The sequence below is a fragment of the Streptococcus orisasini genome, from assembly GCF_001431045.1.
GTDB lineage: Bacteria > Bacillota > Bacilli > Lactobacillales > Streptococcaceae > Streptococcus > Streptococcus orisasini.
Genome location: NZ_BCLE01000030.1, coordinates 151,535 through 174,318 on the forward strand (window position 1 = coordinate 151,535; position 22,784 = coordinate 174,318).

The 22,784-nt window shown below is 37.1% G+C and carries 18 protein-coding genes and 1 pseudogene; 15 read left to right on the forward strand and 4 right to left on the reverse strand.

Features of this window, described 5'->3' with window-relative positions; translation table 11 throughout:
- Positions 1-101 precede the first annotated feature (101 nt).
- The gene (nmlR, locus tag SCSH_RS06485) at positions 102-494 is read left to right on the forward strand and encodes a stress response transcriptional regulator NmlR (protein ID WP_057491081.1); all 393 of its coding nucleotides are present in this window, start codon (positions 102-104) and stop codon (positions 492-494) included.
- Between the two features lie 123 nt (positions 495-617).
- On the opposite strand, the gene SCSH_RS06490 is transcribed toward nmlR, so the two are convergent.
- Together SCSH_RS06490 and SCSH_RS06495 are read right to left on the reverse strand one after the other, a co-directional pair.
- Positions 618-1,175, reverse strand: a complete 558-nt coding sequence (locus tag SCSH_RS06490; RefSeq protein WP_238581373.1) for an MptD family putative ECF transporter S component — start codon at positions 1,173-1,175, stop codon at positions 618-620.
- 168 nt (positions 1,176-1,343) lie between these two features.
- Positions 1,344-2,891, reverse strand: a pseudogene (locus SCSH_RS06495) (BCCT family transporter).
- 407 nt (positions 2,892-3,298) lie between these two features.
- Here SCSH_RS06495 and SCSH_RS06500 point away from each other — a divergent pair.
- On the forward strand, positions 3,299-4,483 hold the full coding sequence (locus tag SCSH_RS06500; RefSeq protein ID WP_057491082.1) for an oxidoreductase: 1,185 nt from the start codon (positions 3,299-3,301) through the stop codon (positions 4,481-4,483).
- A 160-nt stretch (positions 4,484-4,643) separates the two neighbouring features.
- Here the strand turns inward: SCSH_RS06500 and SCSH_RS06505 are convergent, their stop codons facing one another.
- Together SCSH_RS06505 and SCSH_RS06510 are read right to left on the reverse strand one after the other, a co-directional pair.
- The gene (locus SCSH_RS06505) at positions 4,644-5,558 is read right to left on the reverse strand and encodes a LysR family transcriptional regulator (protein WP_057491083.1); all 915 of its coding nucleotides are present in this window, start codon (positions 5,556-5,558) and stop codon (positions 4,644-4,646) included.
- Positions 5,559-5,666: 108 nt separating this feature from the next.
- Positions 5,667-6,422, reverse strand: coding sequence for a MurR/RpiR family transcriptional regulator (locus SCSH_RS06510; RefSeq protein ID WP_057491084.1), 756 nt, complete (start codon positions 6,420-6,422; stop codon positions 5,667-5,669).
- Between the two features lie 118 nt (positions 6,423-6,540).
- Between SCSH_RS06510 and pfkB the strand changes: the two genes are divergently transcribed.
- The 13 genes from pfkB (at position 6,541) to SCSH_RS06580 (ending at position 22,363) form a co-directional block, all read left to right on the forward strand.
- A complete protein-coding gene (pfkB, locus tag SCSH_RS06515) occupies positions 6,541-7,470 on the forward strand; it encodes a 1-phosphofructokinase (protein ID WP_057491085.1) in 930 nt (309 codons plus the stop codon).
- 10 nt (positions 7,471-7,480) lie between these two features.
- Entirely contained in the window at positions 7,481-8,878 is a 1,398-nt protein-coding gene (locus SCSH_RS06520) for a PTS fructose transporter subunit IIC (RefSeq protein WP_057491086.1), read from the forward strand.
- 14 nt (positions 8,879-8,892) lie between these two features.
- Positions 8,893-9,339 (forward strand): fructose PTS transporter subunit IIA, encoded by a 447-nt coding sequence (locus SCSH_RS06525; RefSeq protein ID WP_057491087.1) that lies wholly within the window; start codon positions 8,893-8,895, stop codon positions 9,337-9,339.
- A gap of 41 nt (positions 9,340-9,380) precedes the next feature.
- Positions 9,381-10,364, forward strand: a complete 984-nt coding sequence (gene lacD, locus SCSH_RS06530) for a tagatose-bisphosphate aldolase (protein WP_057491088.1) — start codon at positions 9,381-9,383, stop codon at positions 10,362-10,364.
- A 482-nt stretch (positions 10,365-10,846) separates the two neighbouring features.
- Complete coding sequence (locus tag SCSH_RS06535) at positions 10,847-11,047, forward strand: Blp family class II bacteriocin (protein WP_057491089.1); 201 nt, start codon at positions 10,847-10,849, stop codon at positions 11,045-11,047.
- 141 nt (positions 11,048-11,188) lie between these two features.
- Positions 11,189-11,593 (forward strand): hypothetical protein, encoded by a 405-nt coding sequence (locus SCSH_RS06540; RefSeq protein WP_057491090.1) that lies wholly within the window; start codon positions 11,189-11,191, stop codon positions 11,591-11,593.
- A gap of 320 nt (positions 11,594-11,913) precedes the next feature.
- The gene (locus SCSH_RS06545) at positions 11,914-12,414 is read left to right on the forward strand and encodes a YkgJ family cysteine cluster protein (RefSeq protein ID WP_057491091.1); all 501 of its coding nucleotides are present in this window, start codon (positions 11,914-11,916) and stop codon (positions 12,412-12,414) included.
- Between the two features lie 323 nt (positions 12,415-12,737).
- Positions 12,738-13,655 (forward strand): LysR family transcriptional regulator, encoded by a 918-nt coding sequence (locus SCSH_RS06550; protein ID WP_152972526.1) that lies wholly within the window; start codon positions 12,738-12,740, stop codon positions 13,653-13,655.
- An 89-nt stretch (positions 13,656-13,744) separates the two neighbouring features.
- Positions 13,745-14,686, forward strand: coding sequence for an NmrA family NAD(P)-binding protein (locus SCSH_RS06555; protein ID WP_057491093.1), 942 nt, complete (start codon positions 13,745-13,747; stop codon positions 14,684-14,686).
- A gap of 9 nt (positions 14,687-14,695) precedes the next feature.
- Positions 14,696-15,634: an NAD(P)H-binding protein gene (locus tag SCSH_RS06560; RefSeq protein ID WP_057491094.1), complete on the forward strand. Its 939-nt coding sequence runs from the start codon at positions 14,696-14,698 to the stop codon at positions 15,632-15,634.
- A 688-nt stretch (positions 15,635-16,322) separates the two neighbouring features.
- Complete coding sequence (locus SCSH_RS06570) at positions 16,323-17,537, forward strand: Fic family protein (RefSeq protein WP_057491095.1); 1,215 nt, start codon at positions 16,323-16,325, stop codon at positions 17,535-17,537.
- 529 nt (positions 17,538-18,066) lie between these two features.
- Positions 18,067-21,834, forward strand: a complete 3,768-nt coding sequence (locus tag SCSH_RS06575) for a YobI family P-loop NTPase (RefSeq protein ID WP_057491096.1) — start codon at positions 18,067-18,069, stop codon at positions 21,832-21,834.
- Positions 21,835-21,838: 4 nt separating this feature from the next.
- Positions 21,839-22,363: a hypothetical protein gene (locus SCSH_RS06580; RefSeq protein WP_057491102.1), complete on the forward strand. Its 525-nt coding sequence runs from the start codon at positions 21,839-21,841 to the stop codon at positions 22,361-22,363.
- Positions 22,364-22,784: the final 421 nt, after the last annotated feature.

Below are 22,784 nucleotides of genomic sequence, written 5' to 3' on the forward strand. Positions count from 1 at the left end.
CTTGGAGTTCACTCAAAGGTGTATAATAATTGGTGTTAATGTGTATCTAAGTGCAGCAGCACGGATGCTCGGCTATATTTCAGAGAATCAAGGAGAAGAAAATGAATATTAAAAGGGTCAGTGAACTGACAGGAGTGTCTGCGGATACCATTCGCTATTATGAACGGATTGGCTTGATTCCGCCCGTACCGCGCAACAAATCAGGTGTGCGGAATTTTACAGAACATGAGATTGGTATTTTGGAATTTGTCCGCTGTTTTCGCAAGGCAGGTATGAGCGTGGAGTCACTTATTGAGTACATTGCCTTGTTGGAAAAAGGAGAGGGTACTGAAGAGGCTCGTCTGGCCTTGCTTGTAGAGCAGCGTGAAGAAATGGATGCGCGGATTGATGAACTCAATCAGGCTCGCGAACGCCTGAATTACAAAATCGAAAACTATGAAAATCAAATTCAAAAACGAGAACATGAACTGTTCGATGAAAATAAGGAAGGCTAAAGGAAAAAAGATTGGGCTCTGTACAATTCAGAGCCCAATATTTTTATAAACTAAAGCACTCAGCTTAAGGGATCTTTTGGTTACTGGCGTGCTTACAACGATTTAAAAACAAAAAATCTGGAGCTATTTTTGTGCTAGTCTTTGGTAAAGATAGCCGCTCAGCAGAGCACATAGGATAATGCCCAGCAAGTGCATGCTGATTTCAGGAAGACTAGCAGGAATCATAACACTGTCAATATAAGCCTGTGTCTTACCTTCGGCAAGCAGCTGAGCAATGTAAGCTTTCGGTGTCAGCCACATGGTTAGAATCGGTGCTAGGTTGCCTAGGGAGAAAAGAGCATAGGAAATCAGATTGCGTTTATTATTGCTGTATTGACCAGACTTGGCAATGCCGTCAGCAGCAAGAGCACAGAGGATATTAGGGAGAGCTGCCCCAATAAAATGACCAGAGGCTAAAAAGAATAGTGACATCATGCCGCCAAGTGCTGTAATAGGACCAAAAGTTTTTGTCTTTTTAATTAAACCAAGATAGACCCAGCTGGCAAAGAGGGCAGCGAGAGCTGGTGTGTGAGTCATATTTGTCACTTTGAGAATGACTAAGTCAATAGCTGTGGCTAAGCCAACACAAAGGAAGTAAAAAAGCATAGCCAGAGCTATTGTCCGTATTAGTTTCTTGTCCACATTAATCTCCTCAAGTTAAGTTATAATATAATTTAATTTTATCTTATCATAAGGATTTGCATTTGGCTAGCTATGCTCCTTGTTTGTTACTCAAGTTATAGGCACTGCAGTCGAAACCTAATTGATAAACGTAAAAAACTGATATCTGTCAGGTAACAGATATCAGTTTTATTCATAAGATTTAAAGGGTTTATCCGCTTTTGGATAGCGGTCTGGAGTGATGCTGAGTCCCATCTTGTCTTTTTCATGATAGAGTTCCTTGAGCAGGGAAACAGTAACAAGAATGAGCACTAATGAGAAAGGTAGGGCTGCAATAATTAAAACGTTTTGAAGAGCGGTTAAGCCTCCAGAAAGTAAGAGAGTGATAGCGATACCAGTTACACTCAGTCCCCAGATAACTTTTTTACGGTTACTTGGGACTAGACTGCCGTCCTCAGATAGCATGGCTAAGACATAGGTGGCAGAGTCTGCCGAGGTAATAAAGAAACTGAAAACCAAAAAGATAGCAATGATAGAAAGTAAGGAACCCATGGGGTAATTTTCAAAGGTTTTAAATAGCACCTCTTCGGTAGCAAAGCCTGTCAAATCAATGCCTTTAGATTGAACATTGGTTGATAAAGTGCCAAAAGTCGAAAACCAAAGAAAGCTAAGGACTGTTGGTATTAGCAAGACAACTGATAAGAATTCACGGATAGTGCGTCCTTTTGAAATGCGAGCAATAAAAACGCCAACAAAAGGTGACCACGAAATCCACCAAGCCTAGTAAAAAATAGTCCAATTGTTGATCCAGTTGCGTTTCGAGACATCAAAGGCAGCTGCTCGAAAGCTCATTCTAAAGAAGTTTTGGAAATATAGTCCCAAACTATCAGTCAAAGTATTAAAAATTTTAATAGTTGGTCCAAGGAAGATAGCTAGAATCAAAAGGATAATAGCCAAAATTAAGTTGAGATTGGACAAAATTTTCACACCTTTACCAAGTCCTGATAAGGCAGAAGCAATAAATAGGGCAGTCGTAATTATGATAATAATGATTTGAACAGTACTATTGTTAGGAATACCAAAAACTTGAGACAAGCCCCCATTGATTTGAGCGGCACCGAAACCAAGAGTTGTTGCTACACCGATAACAGTTGCGATAATTGTGATGGTATCAATAATGGTTGCAATATGTCCATCAGCATACTTACCTAAAATTGGTTTAAAACTGACCGATAAGAGGTATTTCTCGTTTTTACGGAAACCAAAGTAGGCCAATGTCAAGGCGACAAAGGCGTAGACCCCCCAGGCATGAAAACCCCAGTGGAAAAAGGTATAGCGAAATGCATCTGCTAAAGCTTTAGTTGACATTGCAGGCGCATTTGGTGTTGATTTAGCAAAATGACTTAAAGGCTCTGCAGCCACGTAAAAAACCAAACCAATTCCCATCCCAGCCGAAAACATCATGGCAATCCAAGAAGTTGTTGAATGTTCAGGTCTAGAATCCGGCGGTCCCAAACGAATTTGTCCGATTGGACTTGCAATCAAAAACAGACAGTAGGCTAAGAGTCCTGTCACTAACAGGAGATAGAGCCAACCAAAGTCAGATGAAATAGCCTGTCTAAAGGTGACGCTTAATCGTTGGAAATGTTTGGGAATGATTAAGCCTAGACCAACCAAAATTAACATGACAGCAATAGAAATAAAATACACTTTGGTGTTTTTTTTAGGATTACTCATAAAATACTCCTTAGGCATATTTTAACACATCAATAAAAATAGCGCAAAGTTAGTTTATTTTAAAGGATTATTGCATTGCAGCCCTATAGTCAATGTGAGACCTAGAATAAGAAAGCGGTTGGGTCGATTTGGGCAGGCTGCATGCAGGTTTATATGGAAAAGGAAGCAGCCAGAAATTGGCTGCGTCTCTTGATAATATTCATACGCTTGATGTTATCAGATGACTTTTCTCACTTGTTGTAATAACTGCAGCTAGTAGCACTCAAATAAAACTTGGTTCAAAAATTTTTGACAGATCTTTGTTTCGGTGTTTAGTGAAAGTGAACACGGTATCAAGTTTTTTGAACTTCCTAAATAATTTGTGACATGCTAAACTTGATTTATAAGAATAAGGAGGCGCTTTCATCATGAAAAAATTGACAGATACTGTAACCTTTCGTCATGGCGTAAGCATTAAAACTCGGACGGCTCAGTCCCCCATGCTGACTAACAGTGGTTTGGATGAGAAGGTGACACAGGATACTATTGATTATTATTCGGTACGTTCACAGTCGGCAGGTATGGTCATTGTTGAATACACCAGTGTCAGCCCCAATGGCGGCCCGTCACGTTCATGGGCAAAAGACCGTGAACAATTAGCCATTTACAATGATGATTTTAAACCGGGTTTTACTAAAATTGCTGAAGCTCTTAAAAAGGATGGTAACAAGGCAATTTTACAGCTGGTTCATTCCGGTCGTGAGGCTCAATACCGTCATGTTCTTGGTGGTCGTGTGGAAGTGCCGTCTGCCATGGATTTTCCTTGGATTGATTACCCTTTGTATGAACTGACCGAAGATGACGTCTGGCAAATTGTCAAAGATTTTGGTACTGCAACGAAACGTGCTATTGAGTGTGGCTTTGACGGTGTTGAAATTCATGGTGCTAACCACTATCTTCATCAAGAATTTTTCTCTGCTTTTTCCAATCTTCGGACAGACTTTTGGGGCGGAACATTAGAAAAACGCATGAATTTTGCTATTGAAGTAGCGCGTGAAGTGTTCAAAATTGTAGAAAAATATGCACCTAAAGATTTTATCGTTGGCTATCGTATCAGTCCGGAAGAAATCCATGGTGATAATGTCGGTTATACATGGCATGAGTCACAACAATTAGTCAAAAAGCTGACCGAAACCTTCGAATTTGATTACGTTCATCTCTCGACTAATGATTATAAGGCAACCCCTGCTGATTCAGATAAGAATTTTGCTCAATTGCTGGGTGAAGGGATTCAATCACCAACGTTAGAGCTGATTGCCGGCGGTATTCACACCGTTGAAAAAATGGAAGATGCTTTGAACTATGTGGATATTGTAGCGCTTGGCCGTGCAACGCTGATTGATCCGCAAATTGCTTATAAATTACAAAGTGGTCAGGCAGATAAGATTTTCTTGGAATTCAATGAAGAATCGGTCAAAAGTTCTCATTTGACCCCAGGTCTGATTGATTTGTTGGCAAATGCCGAATACTTTGCTATGCCGGGTATTGATTATTTAAAAACTCTGACAACAATAACTCTTGATGATGTTGTCACTCACGATGGTACACACTAATACTGTTTTTTCAAGTTTAATTTTTTAGCTTGAATGCAAGGCAACAAAAAGAGAAGGCAGCTGACTGTATTCTCTTTTTTTAATATTATTTTTATTTATTTCAGCTGCTCTACTAAAGAAGGGCTGTTTTGGTGTTCAGCGTGTTAGATTGTAGATCAACTTAAGCTTGAAAAGATTGAATCTCGGCTGTGATGTCTGCTATTAAGTCCTGAGCCTTGCTTGATAGCATATGGTTGGGATTAGTCAGCCAGCCAAGTTTAAAATTATCATCAATAAGATGACCAATGTCAATACTGACAAACTCCGAAAAGTCAGTATTACTGGAGAGGTCGCTTTGCAAGGTTCTGCCGAAACAAACAGTATTGAGCTTACTGATGGCCTCTTTCATAGCCCAAGAATCGTCAACTCGCAGGACAAGCTGCAAGGGGCCGCCTTGAAATTGAAGTCGGTCAAATAGCCTATCGTGAAAGCGATCATTAAAAAGGCTGAACTTTTGCGATTTCAAATCTTCCAGTCTGATGGGGCGTTTTAAGCGACTTAGAGGATTATCAAGGGAGCAGATGAGCTTTAGCTTAGTGTCGCAGACAGGCGTAAAAATCAGATGCTGCAGCAAATCATCGTCACTTTGTTTGATGGCAATAAAACCAGCATCAATTTCTTGACTGTGGAGCCGTCGGATAATGGAGTCCAGCTCATGACAACTGATGTCCAGCTGAACGTGATTGTACTTTGTGTAAAAATCCTTGATAAAAGGTGTCATAAAGGGTTTTAACAAGGTATTCATATAGTGGATAGCCACTTTTTGATAATCATGAGAGGCGATTTGTTTGGCCCTACTTTCAAGATTATTTTTATGCCGCAGAATATCTGAAATAGAAGCTAGGAGCTGCCTGCCTTTTTTAGTCAGATAGGTTCCTTTAGCCGAGCGTTCAAAAAGTTTTACACCTAGTTCGTTTTCAAGCTGGGTGATGGCTAAACTCAAACCAGATTTGCTAATATGAAGTGCATCCGCAGCTTTTTGCATTGAATGATGCTGTGCTAAAATTTCTGCATAGAGCAGTTGTTCAAAGGTCATGGCAAACTCCTCAAAAATAGTGGTGCTGGCAGGTAAATTCTTTGTTGATGATGTCAATACAGCAGCAGAATAATCAAGAACTATCTTTGCAGTCAGCAAGGATGGTTTTTAGCTTGACTGAAGGCTGGCTGAAAAAGTATCCAGCAAGACCCGGCCTAAAATATAGAGTGGCAGGCGGGAATGTACCTCGAAATCCGGAAAGTAGGACAGCTCTGTTTTAAAGCCGTATAGTTGTAAGCAGGTCAGCTTAGCCAAACTTCCGGATTTATTGGCAGTAATTAATAAATTGGGAATATTCTTTTTCTGGCAGTTTTTTGCTGCTGTAACAAGGGCTGCTGTTTCACCGTTTAATGAAATGAAAAGAACAAAGTCATCAGGAGATAATTGTTTGCTGACAGGGACAATGATGTTTGGGTCGGTATGCATTTCGCAGTATTTATGCAGCAATTGAAATTTCACCAGCATTTCATTGCCCAGCATTTCTGAGAAACCTCTGGCAAAAATAATGATTCTTTTAGCCTCAGTCAGCTGAGGAATGGCTTCTTCCAAGGCATCTACATCAAGCATGTTCAGGGTTCTGACAACTTCCTGATAATTTTTGACGATTGAATGCTTGGTATCCATGGCCATTTTTTTACTGTCAAGGATATTGAGCTGATCTTTTTTCTGAGTAGCAATAGAATGTTTGAAATCTGAAAATCCGCTGTAGCCTTTTTTCTGAAGGGTTCTTGTAATTGTGGCATTTGAAACATTAACGGCCTCACTGAGTTCAGAAATGCTATAGTTTGCAATGGCAGCAGTATTTTTAGTGATATAAGACCAGAGATATTCCTCAGTATCGGTCAGCTTTGTCGCTCTGTTCATGGTAAACTCCTGAAAATCGTTTCACAGTTCATTTTATTTTTGAAAACACTTTCAATAATAAAATAGTAAGATAGTAAATGTAAAAAGATTATATCAAAAAAACGAAAGGAGGGAAATAATGTCAAGGGTTTATACATGTACGATGAACCTAGCTATCGATTTGTTTATTGAAACCGAACATATGCTGGCATCAAAAGTGAACCGTACCCTCTCCGATGATGTCCAGGCCAATGGAAAAGGGGTTAATGTCTCCTTTATTATGAAGCAGCTGGGAATCTCGACAACAGCTATTGGCTTTGCGGGCGGCTTTACTGGCAGGTTCATAGCTGATACTTTGGTGTCCAAAGATATCGGGGCGCAATTTGTTGAGATTGAGGGCCTCACTCGAATCAATGTTTTTACAAAGGTAAATGCGGATCACAAAGAATTCAAGCTGGTGAATCGAGGTCCGCTGGTTAGTGAGGCGGCTCAGGAAAAGCTCTTAGGACAGATAAGAAACTTTGCTGAAGGTGATTACTTGGTGGTTTCAGGAAGCCTGCCTCGAGGAGTGCAGCCTGAAATTTTGACAGAAATCTCTAAAATTGGTCAGGAGAAGGGTTTGCAGCTGATTTTTGATGTCAGTCATCCGACTGTTTTAGAAAGTCTGCCCTATAGGCCTTATCTGCTGAAGCCCAATGAAGAGGAACTAGCTGATTGGTTTGGGAAAGAATCGCTCAGCCCTACTGAGATTGTTGAGTGCGCTAAAGAGTTGGTGAACAAAGGCGCTCAAAATATTCTGGTCTCATTGGGCGGAGCCGGTGCGGTGGCTGTGAATTCAGCTTTAGAGGTGTTTGAGTGCAACGCTCCGCAAGGTGAAGTAGTTAATACGGCCTGTGCAGGCGATACCTTGCTGGCAACTTTTTTAACGGGATTAATTCGGCAGGAGGCGATTACTGCTGTACTGCCAAGAAGTGTTGCAGCTGGTTCATCAACAGCTTTTAGAAGCGGTTTGACCGATTTCAGTGATGTTGATCTATTGCAAAAACAAATTAAATGTCATCAGATATAGGAGTAAAAAAATGGCACAATATAAAATTATTGCGGCAACAGGCTGCCCTACAGGAATTGCTCATACATTTATGGCACAGGAAGCATTGGAAAAGGCAGCAGCTGACAGAGGTGTCAGCATCAAGGTAGAGACTCATGGACAAATTGGTGTGGAGAATGCCCTGTCACAGGAAGAAATTGCAGCGGCAGATGCGGTTATCATTGCAGCAGATAAAGATGTTCAGGCAGAACGCTTTGCTGGCAAGCGCCTGATTGAGGTGTCAGTGGCCGATGGTATAAAAAAAGCAGATCAGCTAATTGACGATGCTCTTGCTGGTAAAGGCTATATCAAAGAAGGCAGACAGCAAAATGAGCAGTCTGAAAATCAAGAAGCTTCTGGACAGGAAAGTATCGGCCGTCAGATATACAAACACTTAATGAATGGCGTTTCACATATGCTGCCCTTTGTTGTAGCTGGCGGTGTGTTGGTAGCAGTTTCCTTTCTCTTTGGTATTTATTCATTTGACAAGAACAGTGACCAATATAACTGGTTCGCCGCTCTTTTAAAAAATGATATCGGCGGCGTTGCAATGGGAATGATGACGCCGATCTTGGCTGCTTTCATTGCTGAATCTATTGCTAAACGTCCAGGCTTTGTAGCAGGTCTCGTAGCCGGTTTGATGGCAGCTAATGGTGGTTCGGGCTTTTTAGGCGGAATACTTGGCGGATTTGCTGCAGGTTACATCGTTTTAGCCTTGATCAAGGTGTTTAGCGGTCTGCCAAAATCATTGGATGGTCTAAAAGCCATTTTCCTCTATCCAGTATTCGGTGTCTTTCTGACAGGACTGGTCATGGCCCTCATTAATTCCCCTATGGTGTGGGTGAATACAAGCTTGATGAAGTGGCTGGCAGACTTTGAAAACGCCAATCCGCTAGTTTTGGGCGTTATCATTGGTTGTATGAGTGCTTTTGATATGGGTGGACCTGTCAATAAAGCGGCTTATGTTACAGGGACAGCTCTTCTGGCACAAGGCAATACATCCTTTATGGCTGGTGTTTCGGCAGCCTGTATCGTACCTCCGCTGACAACATTTGTTGCAACCACTCTTTTCAAAGATTCCTACAGTGCCGAAGATCGCAATGCTGGATTAGCAAACCTTATTCTCGGTTCTACCCATATTACTGAAGGAGCTATTCCTTTTGCAGCCAAAGACCCGTTGCGCAATATTCCAACCCTTATGTTAGGTTCCTCTATAGGAGCTGTGTTGACTTACATGTGGAAGGTTAAAGTGCCTGCTCCCCATGGTGGATTTTTGGTTCTGCCAGTTGTGACACATGCCTTTCTTTGGGTCTTGGCTATCGCTATCGGTGCTGTGGTTTCAGGCATTCTTATGGGCTTGATTCAAAAATCAAAAGCTAAGAAAGCTTAAAAGAGGAGAATCATATGATTGATGAATCGTTAATTAAAATCGCTTTGACTTTGGAAAGTCAAGAAGACGTTTTTCATTATCTGTCAGAGCTGGTTGTTAAAGAAGGCTATGCTAAAAAAGCTTCAGAAGTTTTAAAAGCTTTGAAAGACAGAGAAGCAGAAGGCTCAACAGGAATGATGGATGGATTTGCTATTCCTCATGCAAAATCAAACACTATCACTAAGCCCGGTGTAGCTATCGTAAAACTAGCGGCAGGAATTAATTGGGAGTCAATGGACGGCAAACCAACCAAATATATTGTTGCCTTATTTATTCCAGAAACTGAGGCTGGTACAACGCACTTGAAATTGCTGTCTCAGCTGGCTCGCTTATTGATGAAGGACGACTTTAAGAAAGCTTTTGAAGCTGCACAAACACCTTCAGAACTAAAAGCCTTGCTGGAAGATAAATTGAGCAGTTAGTTTATGGACATATTTTTTATGAAGGATAAGGATGAAGAAAGATGTTAACATTAACCCCTAAAAAAAGAGCCTGTCTGGAAAAGGTCAGCCAAAATGGCATTATCTCTGCCCTGGCATTTGACCAACGCGGGGCTCTTCGTAAAATGATGGCAAACTATCAAGACAGCACCCCCACGAGACAACAAATGGAGCGCCTCAAGTCCTTAGTATCTGAAGAATTAACAAAGTATGCCTCATCCATTCTTCTAGATCCAGAATATGGGCTTCCTGCTGTCGATGTAAGAGATAAGCATTCGGGACTCTTACTGGCCTATGAAAAAACAGGTTACGACGCAACAACAACCAGCCGACTGCCAGACTGTCTACCAGAGTGGTCGGTCAAGCGTTTGAAAGAGCAGGGAGCTGATGCGCTTAAATTCTTGCTTTATTACGATGTGGATGGCGATGAAGCGGTCAACTTGCAAAAACAAGTCTATATCGAACGCATAGGCTCTGAGTGTCAAGCAGAAGATATCCCCTTTTTCCTTGAAATTCTGACCTATGATGAAAATATTGCAGATAACAGTAGCCTAGCCTTTGCACAAGTAAAGGCTCACAAGGTAAATGGCGCGATGGCAGTCTTTTCTAATCCTCGTTTTGGAGTGGATGTCCTCAAAGTTGAAGTGCCAGTAAATATGCATTTTGTTGAAGGTTATGCTGCTGATAAAGTCCTTTTCACAAAAGAAGAAGCGCTCAAAGCTTTTCAGGAACAAGATGCCTCAACCGATCTGCCTTATATCTACCTAAGTGCCGGTGTCAGTGCTCAGCTGTTTCAAGAAACCTTGCTCTTGGCTCACGAAGCTGGTACTAACTTCAACGGTGTTCTCTGCGGCCGAGCGACTTGGGCAGGCTGCGTGCAGGTTTATATTAAAAAAGGTGAAGCAGCAGCTAGAAACTGGCTGCAAACAGAAGGATTCAGCAATATTGATGAACTCAACAAGGTGCTTAAGCAAATAGCATCTTCGTGGGAAGCTAAAGTTCGGTGAGTTTCGCTTAATTGCTGATTGTTAATAGTAAAGAAGAGAGACTTAGACCATGACGAAGGACTAGGTCTCTCTTTTTTGATAGCTGCAAAGCTAAGAAAGCTCTATATCAGCGCGGACAGTCTGGGTCTCAAAGTTCAGATAGTTAGCAGTTGTGACAGTTCCCAGAGTGCCTTTCATATCTGTTTTTTCTAATTCTCGCAAATGTACTGGGAAATAGCATAACATTTAGCAATAGAAACCAGTGCTGCAACACCGCATCCACGAGCATTTAGCTGTGAAACATATTTATAAAACTTCTGTTTTCATTGTACAAAAAAATTGAGGCAAATGTCGTGAATGGCTACTTTTTGAAAAATCAATAACCGTTCACGACATATTTGATACCTTTTAAGACAATCGCCACACAAACAGATCAAAATAAGTTATACTATGAGTGTTTTTTGGCCAAGGAACAAAATCAAAAATGAAAAAGGGGTTTTGTTATGAATACACAAGCATTTGAACAATTTAAAGCAATAGATAATCAAGCACTCGCTGTTGTTGAAGGTGGGAAGGTGTCGGGTAGAGAAGCAATTGCTGCAATTGGAATATGTGCCGCTGCTTCAGCGGCAGTTGGAGGACTGGCAGGTGCGACTCTTGTTACTCCATATTGCGTAGGTACTTGGGGATTGCTTAGAAAATAAGAAAGAAATGGTATTATTGTTCCTGCCCATCTAGCAGTTTGTGGAGTGGTTGGTGCAGGTCTGAATATGGTATTTCCTCGCTAATTATGTGCACATAGAGTTACTAAACTTTGCTAATTTGTAGTTACTAGAAGTATAATAATGCATATGAAAAAATTAAGTTCTACTACTTTACGATTTATCAGACTGGGAGCTAGCCTCATGGGGCTTTTAAGTGCCCATCTTTGTATTTATACTGTAGATAACAATAATATTATATGGCTCTGGCTGCCGCTAGGTATTTTATCTGGATTATCTTTCGTGATAACTTACTTTGCCTATAAAGAGATAAAAAAGCGTCCTATAGCAGAACAAAGCTTTACGCAGTATCAAACTCAGATTGGTATACTCACGGCTGCATTTTTGACTCTTTTTCTTCTTTTATACGTTGCAGTTACAACTGGTGATGAGGCTCAACGAACAGCCTTAATTATTGTTCTAATCATTTTAATTATTACTATCATTTGGAATTTGATAAGATTTATCAAATTACATAAAAGACACTAGATTACTCGTTTAATTTTACTTATACAGGTGATAGAGGATTAGATCGTGATAGCGATTGTTCTTAATTCCTTAGTTTAACATTTGAGAAGAAAAACTTAAAAGCTATGGTAGGTAAATCAGTTAATCAACGGTGTTTTTAAACGATTGTTTACTGTGCTGGTGGGGCTACAACTATCAGAATATAAAGTAAGGTACAGCAGTAAATTTATGTGGCAGGTATTTTAGTAATTTTGTCTTAAAAGTTAGACAGAAAATCTAATGATTGAGGTGCTTTTTCTATGGTATAATTCTAATAACTAATTCTTTTAGAAAGTAATCATATGCCCAAGACAAGTATTGACCTTGAAAAATATCATGACCTAGCTCTTCAAAAGCAGAAAGAACACCGACTCTTTTTAGCAGCATTAAAGAAAAAAGCGCCGAAAAACCTGGATAAGATTGTTCAGGAAGTGCACAGCCAAGTGTTTGAGGAAATAGACTGCACGGCCTGTGCCAACTGCTGCAGAACTTTAGGACCGCTGTTTACAGAAGCTGATATCACCAGAATTGCCAAGCATTTTCGCATGAGATTGCCGGTTTTTGAAGACCTTTACCTGCGTGTGGATGAAGACGGCGATAAGGTTTTTAAGGCCATGCCTTGTCCCTTTTTAGGAGAGGACAATCTCTGCTCCATCTATGATGTGCGCCCCAAGGTCTGCCGCGAATTTCCGCATACAGATCGCAAAAAGATTTATCAGATTAATCATCTGACTCTCAAAAATACCCTCTTTTGCCCAGCAGCTTATCTTTTTGTGGAAAAGCTTAAAGAGAGGATAGGATAGAAAAAACTTGTCATAAAACCTTGTGACAAGTTTTTATGTTTGTCTTGAATTACTTGAGCTAACAAACACAAACAGAATATTATCTTTTTAGTTTTCCTGTATCAGGATGGATAATCCAAGTCTCTTCTTTAAATTGTCAGCCATCATTATCGAAAATAAACGTATCAAAATACACCTAATCAATTAGAGTGTTTAAGATCAAGGACTGTTTTTTATTGTCTGATTAATATTATTCAGTGTTAAAAAATAATTTCCAAAATGATTAAGTGGTTTAGATAATTGGATGATAAAACCATGATATAATAAAATCAATAATCTTTTATGTGAAAGGCTGGGCAAATGCGGTTATGCATATTGAGAAGATAAAGTATTATATTGATTTATACGATTGTAGGAGTTTTACAGAAACCGCTAGAAAAAATTATATTTCCCAAGCTTCTATCAGCCAGTACATAACAGCTCTAGAAAAAGAATTTGGGGCGCAATTTTTTGATAGAACTATAACTCCAATACAACCAACTCGTGCTGGAAAATTATTTTATGCTAATGCTAAATTGTTATTGAAACAGTATGAAGAAACAAAGGAGCGGGTAAAGCATCTATCTGACAATGTGATTCCTAAGTTAGTTCTAGCTTATACATCGTTAAATGATTTAAAACTATTATTGCCATTTGTTAGCTATCTCAAAAAGCTAAACATCATTATTGATATTGAACTTGAAAAAGTAAAGTGTAAGGATATTGAGTCCTATGTGACCAAGGGATTGTGTGATTTAGGGCTTTCATTTGCAGATGAATTATCAGCTTCTTCTTTGAACAGGTTTATTTTAAAATCAGGAAAATATAGGGCCTTAGTGGCAGAAGGTCATTCATTGTTTGATAGTAAGAGCATAATGGTTGAGGAACTCTACAAATATTATCCATTGCTTATGTTAAGTGAAGAGAGCATGGGAGAGAGTTTTTTAACTATGAAAGAAAGATCCCTAAAAGATGGTTATTTCCCAAATATCGCAAGAACAGTTGATGACTTTGAGGAAGGTTTTTTCTATATTTTATCAGAGCAGCTAGTTGGTTTTGGAACAGAAGATTATAACCTTGATAGGCTTAGTGGTGTCATTCGCAGCATTCCTATTGAAGGAAGTAATCATAGCTATGATATCGTCTTGGCTTATCAAAAAGAAAACAACAATGAAACGCTGTTAAATTTTTTATCTCTTCTTAAAGAATACTTGGCATTATAAAAAATAATGGGCTATAAGAAAAGGCAATTGGCATTTTGACACCGTTTACATTATAATAGGAGTATCAAAAAGAAAGTGAGAATTATCACATGGTGAAATTTCTATTAACAGGTGTAGATGGCAATCTTGGTGGTCTGGCTGCAGATTACTTACTTAAGCTAACTGAAAAAGAAAATCTTATTTTTGGTGGCTATAGCAAAGAAGCATTAGTTAAGTATGCTGAGCAAGGTGTTGAAACTCGTCAAATGAACTTTAATCACACAGAAGGACTGGCAGAGAAATTTGCTGGAGCAGATGTGGTAGCCTTAATTTCAATGCCATTTGTTGGTGAAAAACGCCAAGCCGCACACAGAAATGTTATTGATGCTGCTAAAGAAGCTGGCGTAAAGAAAATTATTTATACTTCTTTGGTAAATGCTGCTGACCCAACTAACCCAAGCAAAGAAAAAATTGATCACGCTTATACTGAGAAGTATATTGAAGAATCGGGACTTGATTATATTTTCTTACGTAATTCTCAATATGCTGAAGCGATGATTACAAACTACTTTACCTTTGTTCATATGAATGCTCCGCTTTCAAACAGCCAAGGGGATGGGAAAATGGCCTACATTTCACGTAAAGATTGTGCAAAAGCTGTAGCTCATGCTTTACTTGCTGACGACCTTCACCATTCCATTCAAAATATCAATGGTCCAGAATTGATGACAATGGCTGAATTCGTTCAAATTGGGAATGAGGTAACGGGAAATATTATCACTTATAAGCCAATAACTGATGAAGAAAACTATGCTATCTTTGATGCTATGGGTGTTCCTCGTACAACAGATGGAGAATTCCAAAAAGACTCTGAAGCACCTTATTCATCTGAAGGAATGGTTACTTTTGCCCAAGCTATTCGTGAAGGTAAGATGGCGCTTTGTACTGATGACTTTGAAAAATTAACTGGAGATAAGGCCTTGACTGTTCGTTATATGTTTGAACATGCAGCTGATTTCCAAGTTGGTGAACGTCATTCCCAAGATAATTAGGAGGAAAAAATGTCTAAAATTGTAGTGAATGGTGTAGATGGCAATTTTGGCTCACAAGTAGCCAAGTATGTTCAGACTCTTCTTCCAAAAGAATCCTTGCTTTTTACTGCTCCGAGGAAAGAGTCTCTCAAAACTTATCAAAAATTGGGAATAGCTACGGCAGTTGCAGATTTTAATTCCCAAGATAATCTTGTACAAGTCTTTGAAAATGCCGATAAAGTTCTCTTGATTTCAATGCCTTTTGTTGGTGAAAAACGTAGAAAAGCCCATCAAAATGTTGTTGAAGCATGCATCAAGGCTAATGTGAAACAAATTATTTATACTTCCGTTCTTTCAGCAAGTCATCCACTCAATCCAAGCATTGAGAATATTGATCATAGTTTTACCGAAGCAATTATCCAAAATTCCCCACTTGATTATATTTTCTTACGGAATTCTTTATTTGCAGAAGCATTTATCAGTGATTACTTGAGAGCGGTCGAAGCTAAAGAAACAACTATCTCAAAAAATATGGGTGATGGCCGCGTATGGTTTATCTCACGTAAGGATGCTGCCTTTGCTGCAAGCTGTGCTCTCTCTAATGATTTGTTGCATCGTGAGGTCTTAAATATCAATGGTATTGAACCCGTTTCTTATCAGAAGTTTCTTGATATTGCTAATGTCGCAACAGGCAATAATATCAGTTATACAAAATTAACTGACGAAGAATTGTATGCTTACTTTGATTCTATCGGCGTTCCACGAGATACAAACGGTGACTTCAGCAAGAGTCCAATTCAGGCAACATCAGAAGGCATGGTAAGCTTTGGTACCACTGTTACACAGGGCTTTCTTGATGTTCCAGTTAGCGATTTTGTTAAATTAGCTGGACGGAAACCCATTTCAGTAACTGAAATGTTTGAAAATCCTGAAGATTATTTGCTGGGTGAACGACATACAATGGAATAACCCTGTATCACATTTAAAAATAATTAGCAGATTAATAAAAATTCTAATCGCTCAAAAGCATACTTGAGCATTTATATCTCCTGCAAAAGAAGTATAGCAATTAGAATACAGGAGTGAGAATATCTGACTGCTGATGAGAAAGTCATAGCTTTGGTTAAGCCTAGTATATGGAGCGCATTCCACAGTTGGTGCGCAGGCATGCGACTAAGGCAACCAGCAACCCGTAAGTTGATTGCGCGTGAGTTTGCTAAAGCTTATGCAGAAACGCAAAAAGAGGGCGTTTTGAGCCCTGAGGTTGAGGAAGCTACTTTTGAACAGTCTTGCCGGCAAACGGTGAATTTCATAAAAACGAGCTTAACACGGCTCGTTTTTTATAGTACGAGGGGCATGGCGTAGATCTGAGATGAAAGTCCTCTGTAGACACCCGCTGTCAATAAGTCAAGCATATCATAGATATAAGTGAAAGAAGCTGATTTGCCACTAATAAAGAGGCTACCGACGCTGTCTAACAATAGAGTGGGTTCAATAATAGTCATGCAGCAGTTGAGACGCAGGATGCCATCATCAGTCAAATAAACAAAGATAAGATTAAAAAATCTTTCAAAAATAGGATTTTTAGTAGATTTATTTATTATTTTTTGTTAAAATCTCTTAAAAATGCTGATTTTTTGAAGATGGGAGATATAAAATGAATTATAAACCTCTAAAAATTGTCAAATTCATGAATTCTGGAAATAATGAGAAAGAATATTTCAAAAGATTTGATAGTTTTGGAGTTATTAAGGCTAAACTTTTCCCGCATTTATCAAAAAGAGGGGAATTCAAAACTAGTCAATACGAGCTCTTTTGTGTTCCTATTCAGGAAATTCAAATCTTGACCCAAGAGATTTTCGCTAATTCAAATCGTATCAAAGAGTTAGATGACCTTCTTCCCGGAGTTGCTAAAAAGCAGTTCTATAAGGAGCAGCTTTATAAAGCTATCATCAGTACAGATGAAATTGAAGGGATCAAAACAACCAGAAAAGAGCTTTCTCTAGCTCATCGGTCCTTAGCTCAGAAGACCAAGGAAAAGGTTAGGCTGCAATCTACTGTACGCATGTATAATGATATTCAACAGAATGACTTCCTCAAAATTGATAGTCTCCAGTCTATCAGAACCATTTATGACCAGTTAACAGAAGGTGAGATTGACAGCGAAGATATACTGGATGGTGAACTTTTCAGGGATAATCTGGTCTCAATCATTGATGCCGCCAATAATAAGATTGAACATGTTCCGCCTATTTCTGAAAAGCAAATCTTTGCCATGCTGCAATCATGGGTTGGCTTTATCAATGACAAGGCAGTTCCCGTACTCATCAAAGCCTTTCTCGCTCATTATTTCTTTGAAAATGTTCACCCATTTTATGATGGTAATGGCAGGACAGGCAGGTATATCCTAGCAAGGTATCTAGCTCGCAAACTTGATATCTACTCAGGATTTGTTATTTCTCAAAGGATTAATCAGGAAAAGAAGAAATATTACGAAGCCTTTAGCATCACTGGGGATGCAGACAATAAAGCAGAAGGAACTTTTTTTGTCCTCTCTTTAATGGAAATTCTCAAAAATGGCCAGCATGATATCATAAATATGCTAGAAGAAAAGAAAGCTATTTTAGATAATTACGATAATGAATTAAATCAAGCGGACTACACCGAGCTTCAAAAGAGAATTCTCTTCATTTTGCTCCAATCAAAAGTTTTTATCGACGATCCAAACGAAGGCATTTCAGATAATGACATCATCGAGCTCCTCTCTCATGACTTCGCAAAATCAGCCATCAAAAGAACAATCGATCACTTAGAAAAAATCGGCATTATAAAACTAACCGCACAAAGACCTAAAAAGCACCTGCTCTTGTAAATCTATACAAGTCAACAGTTTTTCAAGCATGTAGGATTTAAAAATCGGAAGTAGTAGAACTACCAGCATTTCAATGAAAGTAGTCTTACTGCATAAAACTTAACTATTGAAAAATAGGCATTGTGAGATAATCATAAACTAGTCAAAGCAGCCCTAAAATCAGAGGCTGCTTTTCAAATGTTTGAGCAAAGAAAAGACTCTCAAACTTTTCTGAGAGCTTAAAGAGCAGCAACATTAAAAAAGACAACCTCAGGCACATAGGAATGCTCGGTACATAGCACCTACCCCATTCTGGGACCCAGCGTTAATCCTTCGAAAGTTATCTTTAAGTATACACTAACATACTTTATATTAAATCAAAAGGATTTTATAAATTAATTCAAAAAATTTTGGAGAAATCAAGTCGTGTACTTGGTTTTTTTGTTTATAAAATTATTCCTAAAAGCTTGATTTGATGGGAAAGATAACTTTAGTTACGTAGTGAAAAGTGGTAGAATAGAGGCAGATACTACACTAAAAGAGAGATCAAATGACCGAAAAGCATACTCAAAAATTTAAAAAGTTAACTCCAATAAATGATGCTGATATCGACCAATCACATATTGATGCAGTTGATTTTGCCATTGAAGATCCAGATGTGTTAAATGTCGCTATATCTGGCAATTATGGTTCTGGGAAAAGTAGTTTCATTGAGACTTATAAAGAAAGGCATAATAAGAAAAACAAGACCTTTCTGCATATCTCATTGGCTCACTTTAATTCTGAAGATGGAATTGAAGATAAACAGCAAATTAAACAGAGTACAGATAAGACGGAGAAAGATAATGTTTTAGAAGGAAAAATAGTCAATCAATTACTTCATCAGATTGAAGCTGATAAAATTCCTTTGACCATTTTTAAATCAAAACAACACCCTAAGGAGAGACAAATTTGGGGTTGGTTTACTTTACTGACTATTTTGCTATTTTCAGTACTAACTATATTGACTTTCCCTAGTTTATCTTGGAGCAGTTGGGTTAAGAAGGTATTAGGTGTCATTTTTGTCCTGAGTCTATCAGTATTGATTTATCAACTAATAAGACTTCAATTTTATCGCAAACTATTCAAATCGATATCTTTCAAAGGTGCTTCTATTTCAGGAGAGATTGAGATATTAGGTAAGTCTGATACTTCATACTTCGATAAATATTTAGATGATGTCCTTTATTTATTTGATAATTGTCAGAAGGATATTATTGTCTTTGAGGATATTGATCGGTTTGAAACAAACCTCATTTTTTCAAAATTAAAAGAAATAAATACCTTGGTTAATAATAAACGAAAAGCACGTGGTGAAAATAATAAACTTCTCTTTATGTACCTTGTCAAAGATGAAATGTTTATTTCTAAAGAAAGAACAAAATTTTTTGATTTCATCATTCCGATTATTCCAGCAGTGACATCCTCAAATTCAAGAGAAAGATTTAGTGAAATTTTGTCTGATTTAGAGTGTGGAGATGATCTTAAAGGTAGTTTTTTACAGAAAATTTCAATCTACATTGATGACTTGCGCCTAGCTAGCAATATCTGCAATGAATATGTTTTGTATAAAAATAATCTAACAGGAGAAAACAGTGAAAATAAACTAAAATTATCAAATGAAAAGCTATTTGCAATGATAGTTTATAAAAATATTTTTCCCAAAGATTTCTCTGAATTGCAAGTGGATTCAGGATTTATTTATAGGCTCTTTCAAGAAAAAGATAACCTGAAAAGAGAACAATTACATGACATAGATGAACAAATTTCAGAAATTAATCAGAAGATCATAGATGCAGAAAATGAAGTGTTGAATAATGAGTTAGAGTTGTATTCATCCATTCTAAAAGTTCCTAACAATCGTGCTGTTTTAAAAGTTAATAATAAATTTGAATACGAGTTTGAAAATCGACTTGATTTTATCGCTGAATTGCTAAGGGAGGATGCTGAAATAGTGTCCTATGAAAGTTATTATCATGCTAGTAATGGATATAATCAAAGAAAGGAGATGAAGAAAACAATTTTTGAGATTCCAGACTCTGAACAGGATAATTTCAATTCTCGACTAGAAAACATTAAAAATAAGGGTTCAATCGAATTATTAAAGAACGAGATGAGTGCTCTTCAAAAGAAAAAACAAGAAGCTCAACGCCAAAAATTAGCAAATTTAATTACACGTGAAAAGATAGACAATATTTCAGATGAAGAAAACTTTCATTATATTAAAGGTAACCCTCAATTTTCTATGATTACATTTTTAATCAGAAATGATTATATTGATGAAAGCTACCCTGACTATATTAATAATTTCTATGCAAATATCTTAAATAGAGAAGATAAAGAGTTTATCATGGCTGTTCAGGGGGAAGGAGCCCTCCCTTGGGATTATCATCTAACAAATATTGCGGAAATTTATAATAATAGATTGGTTACAGAGGATTTTAATCGTGATGAAGTTTTGAATTATGATTTATTTGAATACGTTATCTCAGAAGATAATAAGGAAAAATTAAGAACTTACTTTGTTGAGAATAGACTAAAATTCCTTATATCCTTTTTCAGCAGATCATCCTTAAGTTTACAAAAAGCTGTCGCCAGAGATTTATTAAACTATAACCCTGACTTAGTTGGACTATTATTATCGTCTGAGGATTTTCTACATGCTGGTGGTTTTGCTATGATTCAGCGGATACTGTTTGATAATTTCTTATTATTAAGCCAAAAGTTATCAGCAGAACAAAAAGAACAGTTATCGCAATTTACTTCTGACTCTTGGCATTTTATTTGGTATGAATTTACACAAACTGGAGAAGATGATGACTATAAAGATTTAATATTTAATTTAAAAGATTTGAACGCAAAAATAAAAGAATTTAATTTTAGTTCAGAGTATGGAGATTTTAGTGACGAAATTTATAGTAATAACCTTTATCATTTGAATGTTGACAATATCACAAAATTATTATTATACCTTGATTCTTCCTTAAATGAAAATGATATTAAGCACCAAAATTTTACTATTATCAATTCTGATGATAAATTTAGTCATTTGCTGAATTATGTCAAAGAAAATATGGAAGAGTACGTTAAAATTATTGTTGATCGGTCTGATAAAGTGATCACGGATAATGTGGAATATATTTATGATATTCTTAATAATGAAGATATTTCAGATGAGACTAAAACTAGGTATTTATCCTATGTTAATGATAATATTTTGGAATTATCCTTAATTGATAATATGTCATTCAAGGATAAAGCGATGGAATTCAATAAAGCGATTTTTGAGACTGAAACTGTATTAGATTACTTTGAAGAGTATAATACATGGAATAATCTCTTAATAAATTTTGTTAATTCGAAACCTGTCTTTAATGTAGATAAAAAAATATGGGAAGAAAGAGAAAAAGATCTCCAAAAGATATTCTTTGAAGAAACGGTAAAATGTAATACTTTAGAAAATCGACACTATAAATCTATTTTGTCTTCTCTTGGATGGATTTCTAATGCTTTACCAGAAGAAATCGAAGAAGATAAAATTGATATTTTGATAGAAATTGGGGTTCTTTCAGAAGAATTTGACACAACTATTCTTTCAAATTTAAGAGATAATTATCCTGCAAGCGTTATTAAATATATTCTAAAATATCTAGACGGCTATCTTGAAAACATTAACGATTACTATGATGAAGATGAAATCTTAGAAGTTTTGGAGCAAGGCATCCCTCTTGAAAAGGCTCAACTACTAGTGGATAATTTTAATGGTACTATTAGCGTTCAAGATAAGAATTACAGTTCAGAACTGATAGCATATATTTTAAAAGATAAATTTGATGATGAAGATTTGCCAATGCTTTTAAAAGAATATCAAATATTTGATAAGATTGTTCAAGATGTTATTGTACAAAAAGGAACAGCGAATATAGATACTATTTTAGATAATGTTTACCCTGTAGAAAAGAATTTGCTTTTATCTCTAATAAAAGACGATGATATTAGTCTGGATGATAGACGTTTACTGTATAGCAGGAATATTCCACATGATAATATAGAAAAAGTATTAGAAAACTTGCGTCTCCTTAGTTTATTTGACGAATACTATCAAATTGTTCAAGAAACTAAGAAACATAAGAATCCTAAGATTTCTGTTACTGAGTACAATAAAAATATTCTTAGTTTTTTACAAGAGAAAGAATGCTTTAATTCATTTGAAGAAGATTCACATGATTCCAGTTATTATAGAATTTATAGTTTTAGGACATATAATAAAAAGGTATAAATCAATGAATATCAATTTTTCTGATTTAATAACAACAATTATCGGTGCTTTGATTGGGGGCTTGTTTTCCTATCTGATTGTAAGAGTTCAATTAAAATATAGGGAGAGAGACAAAGAAGATGAACAAGCTAGCAATGTAGCAACATGGTTAACTGATATATCCGATAGACAGTCTAGTAATGATAACTATATCAAATATGATCTGGTCATTAATAACAACTCTAACTTACCAATCTACAATGTTCTGATAATATCATTAAGTAACAAGGTGAATCTCCATTTTCAGGATATTAAATTTTGGGATTACGAGCTCATTAATTATTACCCAATTTTAACACCTGGCATTAAAAAAGACCTCATTAATACAAAAGGAAGTGGAATAGGGGTCGAACGGCCCGCTGTTTCCATATTATTTACAGATGTTTATGGAAAGTATCGTTATCGTAATCAACTGGGTCAATTAACTCAATTAAGCACTAAAGAATATGATGGATTGATTGTGAGATTAGGCTATAGACCGCCTTTATAAAAAACGATATCAATTTAAAAATAAGGAAAGGAACTATAACAAATTAAAACATGCCAAAACTCAGACTAAAAGACTTTGATGATGAGAAGTTAGGAGATATTACAATTTCATATTCTGGAGATATTTCAGCTCCTGTCAGACATCATGGCAGATATGGTTAAGACCAGCCAATGCATCACGCAGAACCGAGTTGGAAGGCCGTCTAAAGAACTTGCGAGGCGCAACTTCAAAAGACCAGACTGAGCTGGACAAATTTTTGAAAGATTTGGAACTATAGAAGCACTGCTCAAGGGTAGTGCTTTTTATAATATAGATTGGATGCATAGAAAGAAGCGGGTCAATTGGCTTTACCAAGCTATTTGATTGAGAAAATTGTTAGATAAAATTAACTTTTGCAATGTTGTTTTAGCAAAACTCTTGT

Excerpts from the sequence above, each read along its gene's own strand:
- nmlR (WP_057491081.1), top strand. The coding sequence starts at position 102 with ATGAATATTAAAAGGGTCAGTGAACTGACAGGAGTGTCTGCGGATACC.
- SCSH_RS06500 (WP_057491082.1), top strand. The coding sequence starts at position 3,299 with ATGAAAAAATTGACAGATACTGTAACCTTTCGTCATGGCGTAAGCATT.
- SCSH_RS06505 (WP_057491083.1), bottom strand. The coding sequence starts at position 5,558 with ATGACCTTTGAACAACTGCTCTATGCAGAAATTTTAGCACAGCATCAT.
- SCSH_RS06510 (WP_057491084.1), bottom strand. The coding sequence starts at position 6,422 with ATGAACAGAGCGACAAAGCTGACCGATACTGAGGAATATCTCTGGTCT.
- pfkB (WP_057491085.1), top strand. The coding sequence starts at position 6,541 with ATGTCAAGGGTTTATACATGTACGATGAACCTAGCTATCGATTTGTTT.
- SCSH_RS06520 (WP_057491086.1), top strand. The coding sequence starts at position 7,481 with ATGGCACAATATAAAATTATTGCGGCAACAGGCTGCCCTACAGGAATT.
- SCSH_RS06525 (WP_057491087.1), top strand. The coding sequence starts at position 8,893 with ATGATTGATGAATCGTTAATTAAAATCGCTTTGACTTTGGAAAGTCAA.
- lacD (WP_057491088.1), top strand. The coding sequence starts at position 9,381 with ATGTTAACATTAACCCCTAAAAAAAGAGCCTGTCTGGAAAAGGTCAGC.
- SCSH_RS06535 (WP_057491089.1), top strand. The coding sequence starts at position 10,847 with ATGAATACACAAGCATTTGAACAATTTAAAGCAATAGATAATCAAGCA.
- SCSH_RS06540 (WP_057491090.1), top strand. The coding sequence starts at position 11,189 with ATGCATATGAAAAAATTAAGTTCTACTACTTTACGATTTATCAGACTG.
- SCSH_RS06545 (WP_057491091.1), top strand. The coding sequence starts at position 11,914 with ATGCCCAAGACAAGTATTGACCTTGAAAAATATCATGACCTAGCTCTT.
- SCSH_RS06555 (WP_057491093.1), top strand. The coding sequence starts at position 13,745 with ATGGTGAAATTTCTATTAACAGGTGTAGATGGCAATCTTGGTGGTCTG.
- SCSH_RS06560 (WP_057491094.1), top strand. The coding sequence starts at position 14,696 with ATGTCTAAAATTGTAGTGAATGGTGTAGATGGCAATTTTGGCTCACAA.
- SCSH_RS06570 (WP_057491095.1), top strand. The coding sequence starts at position 16,323 with ATGAATTATAAACCTCTAAAAATTGTCAAATTCATGAATTCTGGAAAT.
- SCSH_RS06575 (WP_057491096.1), top strand. The coding sequence starts at position 18,067 with ATGACCGAAAAGCATACTCAAAAATTTAAAAAGTTAACTCCAATAAAT.
- SCSH_RS06580 (WP_057491102.1), top strand. The coding sequence starts at position 21,839 with ATGAATATCAATTTTTCTGATTTAATAACAACAATTATCGGTGCTTTG.